The 12,409-nt window shown below is 65.0% G+C and carries 5 protein-coding genes and 2 pseudogenes; 3 read left to right on the top strand and 4 right to left on the bottom strand.

Going from position 1 to position 12,409, the window contains the following annotated elements:
* Positions 1-16 precede the first annotated feature (16 nt).
* Complete coding sequence (gene tnpA, locus PH203_RS06895; RefSeq protein WP_289917532.1) at positions 17-448, bottom strand: IS200/IS605 family transposase; 432 nt, start codon at positions 446-448, stop codon at positions 17-19.
* Positions 449-474: 26 nt separating this feature from the next.
* On the opposite strand from tnpA, the gene PH203_RS06890 reads away from it, so the two are divergent.
* Complete coding sequence (locus tag PH203_RS06890; protein ID WP_289917530.1) at positions 475-1,818, top strand: transposase; 1,344 nt, start codon at positions 475-477, stop codon at positions 1,816-1,818.
* 98 nt (positions 1,819-1,916) lie between these two features.
* On the opposite strand, the pseudogene PH203_RS06885 reads toward PH203_RS06890, so the two are convergent.
* Positions 1,917-2,920 (bottom strand): annotated as a pseudogene (locus PH203_RS06885) (IS5 family transposase).
* A 189-nt stretch (positions 2,921-3,109) separates the two neighbouring features.
* Here PH203_RS06885 and PH203_RS06880 point away from each other — a divergent pair.
* A pseudogene (locus PH203_RS06880) lies at positions 3,110-3,942 on the top strand (IS5 family transposase).
* A gap of 46 nt (positions 3,943-3,988) precedes the next feature.
* Positions 3,989-4,339: a hypothetical protein gene (locus tag PH203_RS06875; RefSeq protein ID WP_289917527.1), complete on the top strand. Its 351-nt coding sequence runs from the start codon at positions 3,989-3,991 to the stop codon at positions 4,337-4,339.
* A 706-nt stretch (positions 4,340-5,045) separates the two neighbouring features.
* On the opposite strand, the gene PH203_RS06870 is transcribed toward PH203_RS06875, so the two are convergent.
* Together PH203_RS06870 and PH203_RS06865 are read right to left on the bottom strand one after the other, a co-directional pair.
* On the bottom strand, positions 5,046-5,486 hold the full coding sequence (locus PH203_RS06870) for a hypothetical protein (RefSeq protein WP_289917525.1): 441 nt from the start codon (positions 5,484-5,486) through the stop codon (positions 5,046-5,048).
* A gap of 8 nt (positions 5,487-5,494) precedes the next feature.
* Positions 5,495-12,397, bottom strand: coding sequence for a polymorphic toxin-type HINT domain-containing protein (locus tag PH203_RS06865; protein WP_289918264.1), 6,903 nt, complete (start codon positions 12,395-12,397; stop codon positions 5,495-5,497).
* Positions 12,398-12,409: the final 12 nt, after the last annotated feature.

The raw sequence follows: 12,409 nt of genomic DNA, 5'->3' as shown, positions 1-12,409 counted from the left end.
GGCTGCACTGTTCAGCTCATCCCACGGGGCGTTTCTGCTGCTCGATGTAGTGCTGTACGTCGGTCAGGGGCGCCCCGCCACAGCTTCCGGCGAAGTAGGAGCCGGACCAGAAGTGGCCGCCCCACAGGTACCGACGTACGTGAGCGTCGTACTCCTTGCGCAGCAGGCGGGCGGAGACGCCCTTGAGGGAGTTGACGAGCTTGGAGAGCTGGACTTTCGGTGGGTAGTGCACGAGCAGGTGGACGTGGTCCTCTTCGCCGTTGAACTGCTTGAGGTCGGCTTCGAAGTCCGTGCAGACCTCTCGCATGATCTCTTCGCAGCGCGTCAGCATCTCGTCCGTGAATGCCTTACGTCGGTATTTGGTGACAAACACCAAGTGGACATGCAGGTTGTGGACGACGTGACGGCCGGTGCGTACATCGGGGTTTGGTTTCCAGCGCGGTGACATAAACCAACTGTAGTAGAGTGACAGTCGTGAGTGAACTCGGTCTGGTGAAGCGGCAGTTCGGGCACCGTGCCCGACTGGCACTGAGCCCTGCCGAGATCCGGCTCATGGATGACCAGGCGCACGCGGCCCGCACCCTGTGGAACTGCCTGCACTCCTGGTGGCAGATGATGCCCAAGGACAAGCGCACCCTGGCAGCCGCGGACGCTGCGATCCGGCAGGCCCGCAAGGACCTCGATTACCTCGCCGTCCTGCCCGCGCAGGCCGCGCAGGCCGTCTTGAAGACATACCACCGGGCCTGGGTGAACTGCTGGGAGGGACGGGCACAGGAGCCCGGCTTCAAGGGCCGCTTCCGCGCGTCGATGTCCGTGGACATTCCGCAGGGCCGGGATCTGAACATCGTCCGCGTGCACCGCCGGTGGGGCATGGTCAACCTTCCCAAGGTGGGCCGGGTCCGCTTCCGCTGGACCAAGGATCTCCCGGTCGGCAAGCGGGCCAACAAGGAGAACCGGATCACCGGCGCCCGCCTCGTCAAGGACGCGTTGGGCTGGCACATCGCCTTCCGCGTCCAGACCCTCGAACGCGCCCCCGAGCCCCACCAGGGGCCGCAGGCCGGCATCGACGCCGGAGTAAACATCCCCCTGGCGCTGTCCAACAAGGACCACCAGGACCACGGGCGCCCGCCGCGCCTGCCGAACGGTGACTCCGACCGTGACAAGTGGCTGACTCCGAAGGAGAAGGCCAAGCTCCTCGCACTGGAGCGACAGGCCGCGCACCGCAAGACGTTCCGCAACCGCGGGGAGAAGACCTCCAGGCGGTTGCAGCACACCTACGACCAGATCAAGCAGCTCCGAGCAAAAGCCACGCGACGAGCCCTGGACTGGCAGCACCAGACCACCACGTATCTCGCCCGCACCTACGGCGTGCTGGTGGTCGAACAGCTCAACATCCTCGGCATGACCACGAGCCCCGCCCCCAAGCCCGACCCCGACAACAAGGGCGCGTTCCTGCACAACGGGGCCAAAGCGAAGGCCGGACTCAACCGCTCCATCGCCCAGGAAGCGTGGGGGCGGACCGTGATGATGCTTGCGTACAAGACCGCCCGCCATGGCGGGCGGCTCGTCAAGGTCCCCGCCCCTCACACCTCCCGGCGATGCTCAGCCTGCGGCTTCACCACCCCCGGCAGCCGAGAGAGCCAGGAACTGTTTGTCTGCAAGAACCCCGACTGCGGCTGGACGGCGAACGCCGACTGGAACGCGGCTCGGAACATCTTGCACCTGTACCGGATCGGCCACGTCATCGTGGAGGTCCCGGCCGCCGGAAGGCGCGGTCGCAGGGCGGGTAACACCGTCAAACCCGTCGCCGCAAGGTAGACGGGAATCCCCTTCCTGAGCTTGCGAAGGGAGGAGAGAACTTCAAGGCCGCACCAAGCAGAACGTGTACGTCTACTAGGGCCTGTGTGATGTTGTGATCAGCCAGTTGCCTTCAACAGGTCGTTGATCCAGATCATCGAGGCACGGAGGTGGAGGCCGGCGAGGTAGCTCTCGGGCGTCTTGTCGTATCGAGTCGCGACACCGCGCCATGCCTTCATCTTGTTGATGAGCCGCTCGACGGTGTTCCGCTCCTTGTAAAGATCGTCGTCGTGGCATGTGGGTCGGCCGCCCCTGCTGCCCCTCTTCTTCCGGTTGGCGGCCTGGTCCTTCTTCTCCGGGATGACTGCCTTGATGCCGCGTTTGCGCAGGTAAGAGCGGTGAGCGCGGGACGAGTAGGCTTTGTCCGCGGCGACAGCGTCGGGCCGGGTCCGGGGACGGCCGACAGGCAGACGGACTCGAATCTTCTGCAACACGGGGACGAACTGCGGGCTGTCGGCGGCCTGTCCTGCGGTCAGCACGAGCGACAACGGACGGCACTTGCGGTCCGCAGCGAGATGAACCTTGCTCGTCAGCCCACCACGGGATCTGCCGAGGAGAGCCTGGTTCAAGTGGAGCTTGCGCCGTCGCCTGATACGACGTCGCTCTTCCCGCTCGGGGCCGTCCCCGCCGTCCTGTCCGTTCTGTTCTGGCGGGCCGCCCCCTTTTGCCGGGCCCGCTCCTGCTCGGCGGCAGCTTCCTCAAGGGCGTCCATAACCTCCTTGCCGATGTGCATCCCGGCGGCGTCGTGGTGGGCGCGGGCAGTGGTGGAGTCCACGCTGACCAGGGATAAGTCTGTCTGTCCCTGGCGGGCGGCCTCGGCAATCATGCCTTCCAGAAGAGCGGAGAAGACCCCGGCGTCCCGCCAGACGCGAAAGCGCCCGTAGACCGTCGGCCACGGTCCGAACTCAACAGGCATCTCGCGCCACTGACTGCTGGTACGGAACCGCCAGATCACCCCCTCGAACTGCTCCCGCAGCCGATCGGGGTACGGACCGTACTCGCCTATCGGCAGGTACGGCTCGATGAACTCCCATTGCTCCTCGGTGAGTTGCCTACGTGTCACGCCCAGCGTCCTACCAGGTCCCGCCCTCTCACGGGCCCAGAACCCAAGATTGATCACAACCTCACACAGGCCCTAAGAGCGCCCGGCAGTAGGCGCGGTGGGTGGCCGATCGGGCGCCCCGGAGGCCGAGCAGGCACGAGCCCAGGTGATCATGGAGTTCTCTACGCTCAGTGAACACCGGGGGGGCTCGTGCCTGTCCTGCCATCATGCTTGTTCGAACCGCTGTGGGACCAGTTCTCGGCGCTGCTGCCCGAGCACGTCGACACGCACCCGCTCGGCTGCCACAACCCGCGCGTCCCTGACCGGGTCGTCTTCGATCACGTCATCGCCGCCCTGGTGCACGGCTCCGGCTACGAGCGCATCGCGGGCCCCGGCTGCTCGGACCGCACGATCAGACGCCGCGTCAAGTACTGGGCCCAGCTCGGGATAGCCGAGCAGATCCACGCGCTCGCCCTTCAGGCGTACGACCGCATGATCGACCTGGAGCTCGACGAACTGTCCGTGGACGGCTACATCACCAAGGCCCCCTGCGGCGGCCAGGCCGCCGGGCGCTCCCCGGTCGACCGGGGCAAACAGGACCTCAAGCGGTCGGTGGCCACCGAGGGCACCGGCGTCCCGCTCGGCATCGTCTCGGCCGGGGCCAACCGCCACGACTCCCCGCTGCTCGTGCCCACCCTCAACTCCGCCGACCAGCAGGTCGGCGGACTTCCCGACCAAGCCAACGTGAACCTGGACCGCGGCTACGACAGCGACAAGACCCGTTGCGCGCTCGAGGAGTTGGGCTTCACCGGCGAGATCGCCCGCAAGGGCGTCCCCGCCCCGGTCCAGGCCGGCAAGAGGTGGGTAGTCCAGCGCAGCCACGCGTGGATGAACGGCTTCGGCAAGCTACGGCGCTGCACCGACAAGCGCAGCCGGGTCGTGGACTTCTACCTCTACCTGTCCGCCGCGATCGTCACACTGCGTATGCTCATCCGCCGCGCCACCGCTGGGACGGCCGCCCCACCACTAAGCGCCTGAAGTGACGCCTACTGCCGGGCGCTCTAAGTCTCCAACTCCGGCGGCTCCACGGTGACTCCAATCGACACGACGACCGGCGACACCGAACTGCCCCTCCTGGTCACCGGCCAGGCATACGGCCTGGGCCTGTCCCCGGACGGCCGCACACTCTGGGTCAGCCCCAGCAGCGGCGACTACGTCATCCCCGTCGACAGGGTGACCGGCGCCCCCGGCACCAAGGTCACGGTCGGCAGATCGGCCTTCAACGTCGGCCTGGGCTGGAAGGGCGACACGGCATACGTCACGACAGCCGACGAAAACAAGCTCGTCCCGATCAACACCACGACCGGCACCACCGGGGACGCACTGACGACCGGCGCCTATCCGCTGGCGGTCGCGCTGACTCCCGTACCCGCGGAGTGATCAACTGGCGGTACGCCGGATCCGCCCGGCGTACCGCTGGTGTGCTATTGATCTGCAACAGATCCCGCGGGGTCCAAAACGCATCGTTCAGCCATTGAATGCGGACCCAATCATGGCCAGACCTTACCCATTTCCAGCACCTCGCCGCCCAGGCGGATTCATATCCAGGTCCAGCCCCAGCCTGTCCTTTACAATCCCTCAATTGATATCGATGAGACGGTCTCCGACATCCCCGTCAGATTGCGCGGCAGCAATGACTTCGTTCAGCGATTCCGAAAAAGGAAACCTCTACTTCGATCGACTCGGCCCCTTCTACCAGCACTTCCTCCAGGGGAGTGCCGTCGAGATAATAGCGCCAAATCCTCGGGGAATCCTGGGGTCACCGCCGGGAGGGGCCAGATAGCCCCCCGCTCCCCCTGCCTCGGATCAAGCACACTACACATGCCGCCCCGCCCAGAAGAATGTAGGTACTTTCGTAACCGCTAGTCTGACGCTCCGTCGCAAGTGAGAAATCACGCGCCCGCAGCCATTCAGACAGATCACCGATCAGCTTCTCCTGAACCCCTGTTCTCACCTTCCGAGTATCAGGGCGTCCTCTGCATCACTGAAAGTGCAGCCATTTTCAGCAGGTAATGCACTTCCCTCTCAGGAGTAGCCAGCCTGAACGCAGGACCCTCCGCCATCCCGTCGTCGAGAAATTTCTGATTCATCCCCCTTCTCCTGCACCCCCCTCCTTGCGTCGCAATGTATCGGGATCCAGCCCGAGGCGGGCGCCGATGATCGCACGATTAATAGCGAGGAGATGGTTCTCGATCTCTGCATCGCGACGAGTCGCTTCAATGACTTCATCAAGCCTTCTGTAGACGAAGTCAAGTTGCTCCTCAAGCGATTCGGGCAGCCGAGACGGATCGGGGGTGGTGGCATCTAGATAGTGACGCCAGACATACGGCCACATCAAGGGTGATCTGCCAGCAGGAGAGATCCCGATGGCCCATTCCCCCCGGTCACGCACGACATGCACTTCGTAGGGGTCACCCATGAACCTGATAAAGATGTTTCCAAATCTACCTATCTCTCGATCGCCCGACCGGGAGAACCCCCGGCCGGTGAGCCAGCTAGAAAGCTGCTCGATCCATTCCTCACTCATTCGATGCATCAACTCCCCGGGATCAACGTATCGCCAGCTTTATTAAAGGTGTATCCGTGGTCGAGGAGATATTGAACTTCCCATTCGTAGGCGGAGCCACCCCTCATTTTCTCAAGTGGCGTGGCCAACCTGAAGGAGTCACCGTTTCGAATACCCCTGTCCAAGAACTTCTGATTAGCCGCTATCTCCTCGGCCGCTGAAATTAGCTCTCTGGGAGCTGGAGGTATCTCGAAATACTGCAAACCTTCCGCCTTGGCCACATTTACATAATCAGGATGATGTCCGATCACCTTGCATGCGTTATGGACGAGGACTGGTGTGTCGCCCGCAACCACATAGTACGTGTGGAGGTCCTCGACGGTGAGGTTGTACATCTCTGCCGACCCGACCCGGTGGGTCACGTCCGCGACGCGCACGTGTGTGTCAGTCGCGGTGTTGAGCTGGTGGCCGGGGCGGAGTTGTGCTGCTGTCATCCAGGTCTGGAGGATGTTGTTCCAGAACGGATGATCGGTGGTGGTGCGGAGGACCGAGGTGCCGCCGTCGGCGGTTTGCACGGTCACGTCGATGAGGTCGTCGTCCTGGTGGACGATCTCGTCGGTGACGGTCCTCGATCCCTTGCGCTTGCCGGTTTCGGGATCGCCAGCCGCTACCTCGTCGCCAGCCTTCACCTCGCTGATCGCCTTGGTCTCGCCGTCCTTGAGGAGGACCAGTGTGTCGGGAGTGAAACTGCATGCAGACTTGAGGAAGCTGGCGGCCGCCGTTTCGATTTCTGCCGCGGCCGCGGTTGAAGCGCCGCGTGCTGCGGCCGCTTTGCTCATAGACCCGAAGGCCAACGTGGCAAGGTTGATGACAGCGGATACGACCGCTTCACCGCAGTCACCGCGGCCGGTGAGGCAGTGGTACGTAGCCTTGACGCCCCAGGGGTCGTTCGCGCTGCTATGCGGGTCCCTTATAAGCCCCGCGCGTTCGGCCGTGTCGCAGAAGGCCTCGATGCCGTCTCGGACGTAGCACTTCGAGTTTGCCCACTCCGAGAGCATCTCTGCGTAGCTGACCGAATCGGGGTAGCCCCCTCCGTAGCCCATCGCGTACAGCTCGTCCTTGCTTGGAACGATGATGCCGTCGACCACGGGCCTGGGCGTCTGAGCGGTCGTGCTGGAGCCGTTACCGCTGGCCGTGCCGCCGCCCCCGCCTCCGTTGGTGTCGTAGAGGTAGTCGCCGTCCTCGTCGTAGCAGCCCTCGGTCGTGCAGCCAGGACCGTGCCCTGGGGTCCAGGCGCTGTGGTCGTTGCCGACGCTGCAGCCGTCGCAGAACAGACCGGTGGGGTCGCTGAAGGTCACCGGGTTGTTGCCCGCGTAGCTGTAGCCGTTCAGGCTCTGGGCGTCGCTCGGGTCCAGCAGCGGGTCGACACTGATGAACTGGCCGACGGACGGGTCGTATTCGCGGGCGCCGATATGAGTGAGTCCCGTCGTGGCATCTCTCGTCTGGCCCAGGAAGCCCTTGTCGTTTGGCCAGGGCCCGTACAGAGGCGTACCGCGGTCGGCTCCGAAGGGTGTGGTGTAGCGCTTGGTGAAGGTCTGGCCGGTGTCCCGGTTGACCGCCAGCGACGCGGTGTTGTGCTGGTCGCCGACGAGGTAGGTGATCTTCTCGGTGCCCGACTGGTTGGACCGCATGGCGGTGGTGGTGCCGCTGGCTCCATAGGAGCGTTGGGCCCACATCGTGCCGTTGGCGCGGAGGTGGACTTCTGTGGCGCCGGCGTACAGGACGCGTTCGCCGTTCTGGGTGTTGCGGATCAGCAGGCTGCCGTCGGCGGCGTACAGATAGTCGGTCGCCACGCCATTCTCTGTGAGCTTGCTGAGTTTGCCCTCGGACGACCAGTCCAGGGTCTGGGTTGCGGACTTGCCGGGGCGGTGCCAGGAGTTGCCGGCCGCGTCGTACTCGTAAGTGCGCTCAGGGCTGGCGCAGTCGCCCTTGGTGGTGGTGCCGGTCAGGGTGTGCTTCTGGGTGGTGCTGGAGTAGCAGTACGTCGTCTTGGTGTCGCCGGCGGACTTGTGGATTGTCTCGCTGGTCCGCTGGCCCGCGTTGTTGTAGGAGTATGTGGTCCAGTACGGGGCCGGGCCCGAAAGGCCAGATGCGCTCTTGGCGTCGGAGCACTTCTGCGAGGAGGGGGTCCAGGCTTCAGTCAGGCGGCGGTGACCGTCGTAGGCGAAGCACTGGGTCTCGGCGGAACTGGCGCCACCCAGGAGGGCCGGGTCGCTGATGGAGGTGACGTTGCCGACTTGGTCGTAGGTGTAGTTGAGGTCCTGGAGCATGTAGCCGTGCGTCTGGTCAGTGACAAAGCTGCGGGTCAGACGGCCGGTGCCGGCTTCGAAGTCATTGGCGACAAAAAGGTTCTTGTTGCCGGTGCCGCCCGCGCCCAGCGTCAGCTGATACGGCTGGGTGAGGGCCGAGTAGTCCACGTCCAGCAGGTAGCCCGTCGAACCGCCGACGGAGGTCAGGTTGCCGAGGGTGTCATAACCGTAGTCGATGCTCTCGGCCGAAAGACCCCCGGCCGCCGGCTCCTTGGTCTGTTTCACGGTGCTGTCGAGGTTGTAGTACGTCTCGTACTTCAGCGTCGCCAGCGCTGGGTTGGCCTTGACGAACGGGTCGCTGGCCGGCAGTTGCAGTTCTGTGGCCTCGGGCCGCTCAAGGCTGTCGTAGTCAGTAACAGCCTGCGTGTACGCGGCACCCGCCTTGCCGCCCACGTAGCGTGTGAAGGAGGTTGGCACACCCTTGAGGAGAGTGTCGTAGACGTAGCTGGTGAGCTGGTTCGCATCCGTCTTGGAGTTCTGCCAGGTTCCCGTGACACGGCCGAGCACGTCGTACTCGGTGAGGACGGACTGGCCCCGGGAGTCCGTGGACTTGACCGCGCGGTCGAGAGTGTCGAACTCGGTGAGCGTTGTTCCCCTGTCGGGGTCGGTCGAGCTGGCCCTACGGCCGAACAGGTCATACACGTACGTCCAGGCCGCGTTGTCCGGGCCGGTGATCGTCTTCTCCTGGCCATCCAGTCCGTACGTGATCTTCGTGGAGGTGTACGCCGCACCGGTACCAGCCCTGTAGGCGGTGTCGGCCGGGCTTGTGCTCGAATACTCGCGAGTCTCCACGGTCTTGCCGCGGACGTCGGTGATGGAGCGCTGGGCCGAGCCTCCCGTGACGGCCGTCGTGGCGATCGAGTCGCCGGTGTAGCTGGTCGTGGTGGACCACTTTTTGACGCCCAGGACGAGCAGACTGGAGGTCGTGGGGCGCCCCGCCCCGTCGAACAGCGTCTCGGTCTGGGTGGGTGCTTCGCCGTACTCGGCGCGTGTGTACGTCGAGTTGGGGGTGCTGCTGGTATCGAAGATGTCGGCGTACGTTTCGTAGGCCAGGCCGCGTGTGTCGTACCGGGTGTCGGTGAGGAGGCGGCCGCCGTCCGGGGTGGGAACCTGGGTCTGCAGGGCGCGCAGGGACGAATCGAACAGGGCGTAGCTGGTGGTGTAGGTCTCGCCGTCCTTCTTCAAGGACGAGGTGGAGACCCAGGAGGCCTTGGAGTTGTCCAGGTGGTAGGCGAACTTCTGGTTGGGCGACTGGTTGGCGCTGTCGCGGTTCGGCAGCCACACACTGGTGAGACGGCCGAGGGCGTCGTAGGCCAGCTCGGTCTTCTTGAGGTTGGCATCGTAGATGCGCAGTGGCTGACCGCGTCGCGCGTCTAGGAAACTGGTCGTCTTGTACGTCTTGGGGTCCGTGGTGATCGTCTTGGTCAGCGGACCCGCGTCGGCGGGGGTGTAGGCGAGAGACTTAGGTGGGTTCGTCGTCGCGTCGCTGACGCTGAGGGGACGGCCCAGGGTGTCGTACGTAGTCGCGGAAGTCCGCTGCCAGCCCGAGGGCAGCCGATCGCCGTCGCTGTTGGCGGTGGCGGCGTAGCCGGTGGCTCGGCCGGTCCACGTGGCAAGGCCCTGAGTGGGAGTCTGGGAGGCCGTCCAAGTCGTGGCGCTCGTTTTGTCATAGACGGTGGCCACGTCCGCGAGCACGTCACCGCGAACGGGGTTCGTCGGGTTCATGGACGCCGGCAATGTGAGCGAGGCGTCCGCAGTCGCGCAGGTTCGGGAGACCGTACGGGTGCGGGAGACGAGGCTGGTGATGCTGAGGTCGGCGTTGCGGGCGTACCAAGTACGGGTGCAGGTCTCGTCCGCCCCCTTGCCGACCTGGCCGAAGTCGTCGACCGTGACAGGCATGCCGTAGCTGTCGAAGGTCGTGCTCGTCTGGCGTTCTCGCCAGCTCTGGGACGCCGTGAGGTAGGTGTAGCTGTGCACCTTCTCGGTGCGCACGAAGCGGGCGACGTGGTCACCGGCGCCGGGCGGGGTCTGCCGGGCCGTTTCCTTTGACCAGGGATCGTTCACCGTCGCCGAGATGGCGGTGGAGCCGTCGTAGGTGACCTGCTCGCGCAGCTGCCCTGCGTACTCGTCCTTGTCGGTGACCGACGCAGCCCCGAGAGCAGGCGACGGCAGTGGGGCGACCGAGACGGACTTGGTGGTGCCGTCTTTCTTCAGGTCACCATTCATGCCTTGGAGGAAGAGGGAGACGCTCTTCGAGCGCGTGACGCCCGTCGCGCCTGTCCAGGCAGTCACCTGGGCGTAGCCGCGCCACTCGGACCAGGTCCGCTCGTCCTTCGGCGTGAACGGCTCGTCGCTGTAGTGCCAGGCCGCGTCGCTGTAGTCGTAGGAGTGCTCAACGGCCTCGTTGTCGGCCGCGGGGTCGAAGACGGTGACCGCCAGCACCCGGTACTTCTGGAACCAGTCGATCGAGGCTTCCGTCGCACCATTTATGTTCCAGAACTGCGGATAACAGGAACGGGTGTTGGTGTCGGGCGCTGCGTCGATCACCTGGCTGCGCACGCACTCCTCACCCGACAGCGTCACCGTGGTGATCGCGCCGGTCTCCGATGTGATCGTCGAGATCCGGGGACGGGTCAGGGGCAGGATGTTGTCCGTGGCGTCGACGCGGTTGGGGCGCATCTGGTACATGAACGTGACCGGGTCCATGGCAATGCTGGTGGTACCCGCCTTGGCCGTCCGCTTGATCGACTTCAGAGTCAGTACCTGGTCGGAGCTGTCCCCGATGTCCCCGCCGTCCAGGTACTGTCCGGTGAAATCCCACGAGTCCACGACGTCGTACCCGCTGCTCGTGGCGTTGTAGGAGAACGTGTCAATGCCCGTCAGACGCTTTCGGGAAAAGAACGTCGGGCCGGTTGCGGCGCACTCGTCGTCATCCTTCGAGCAGATCGCGTCGAACGGGACGTCCGGCCAGTTGTCCGACGTGGCATCGGTCAGGCTAGAGCAGTCCGAGGCCGTGCAGCGCTCTGCGTAGCCGAAGGTGACCTTCGCGTCGGCCTTGTCCGTGAAAAGGGCGTTCTTGCGTAGACCGTATTCGATCCGATCCAGGTAACCGCCGCGGGTGTAAGCGGCGTTGGCGGTCGAAGCCTTGTTCTTCTTGTAGTAGTTCGACTCCTTCGTGTACCAGTACGTGGCCGCATTGCCGCGGGTGTCCTCGACGTAGTCGAGATTCCACCGCCACGCCTGCGTGAGCGCACGGTCGCCGAAGGTGGCACCGGAGGAGTAGCCTGGCTCACCTGAGTCGTCACCGAAGACCGGGACCGTCGCAACCGAGTTGGTGCGCTGACTGTCCGCGCCGTCCAGCTTGTTCAGACCGAAGAGGTACTTCGTGCCATCACCGGTGACGACCGTCCAGTACTCGCCGTCGTCGTCGCCGTTGTCGGCGCCGGTGCTGCGCGTCACCTTCGACGCATCGTCGTTTTCGAGCCGCCACAGACCGCTGTCTTTGTCCTTGACCAGCCGCGAGGACTTGCCGTTGAGGACCAGACTCGCGTTGTCGTACTTCCAGCAGAAGTCAAAGATGTCATCGTGGCCGTCGTCATCGCACGATCCATACGTGCGCTCGATATAGGAGTCGGTCAGCGTGAAGCCTTCACCGACGGACGTGCCCTGGTTGTTGGACCTGGCGGTACGGCCGTCGACACTGCCGGAGTCGTACGACAATGCCAGCGGCGGCTGAGTGCCAGCCGCGGCCGGCGGCAGGGTGAAGGGGTAGGACCAAGTGAAGGAGCCGGAGCTGCCGCCTGCTTCCCAGGATGAAGACTCCGACAGCGGGGTAGCAGAGTAGTTTCCGGAGCCGCTGGGCGACTCGCCCGAACCGGCCGTCGTGGCGGTGACGGCCAGGACTGTGGCAGCGGCGGTCACGTTGCCTGCCGCCTTAAGCAGCTGGGGTGAGGCGCCGTCTGTGGACTGTGCGATGTGGACCTGCGCTGAGACCGATTGGCGGCCGAGGTCGTTGTCCGAGTCGAGCGGGCGCTGGGTCCGGCACTCCGTCTTCTCGGGATTGGTGAGCACGCATGCGGGGAGCTGTACGAGGCGCAGTCGATGCGCCCACCCACCGCCGACAGCGGAGGCGAAACTGCTGTAGTCGACGCTGACTTCGGCGGCACCTGCCGTATCCGCCTCGGCAGTCAGCAACACGCCCGTGATGCCCGCCGCACTGGCTGCTTTCCGGTCCAGCACGGTCACGTGAGCACGGCCCGCCGCAGCCTCGCCGCCAGACGGAGCAACCAGCGTTACCGGAACCCCACCCGGATCCGCCGTCCCCTGCTTGCCTCCGGTGAGCGACAGCGTCGCCTCGCCCTTGCCGGGCCAGGCCGCCTGCTGCTCGGCTCGGGCCCGGTCGGCCTGCGCCCTGTTCGCTTTCTTCTCCCGCGCGACTTGCTCCCGTGCCTTCTTCGCACCAGGACCGTCAAACTCCTCGACCTTGCTAACACGGGACTTGGGCACGTCTGGGCGGCCGAGACCTCCGGAGTCAGCGGCTTGCGCCACCTGGGCCACGCCCATCGGCGCGACCAG

The sequence above is a fragment of the Streptomyces sp. S.PB5 genome (assembly GCF_030403745.1).
Lineage (GTDB): Bacteria > Actinomycetota > Actinomycetes > Streptomycetales > Streptomycetaceae > Streptomyces.
This window is presented reverse-complemented; position numbering and strand designations above follow the sequence as displayed.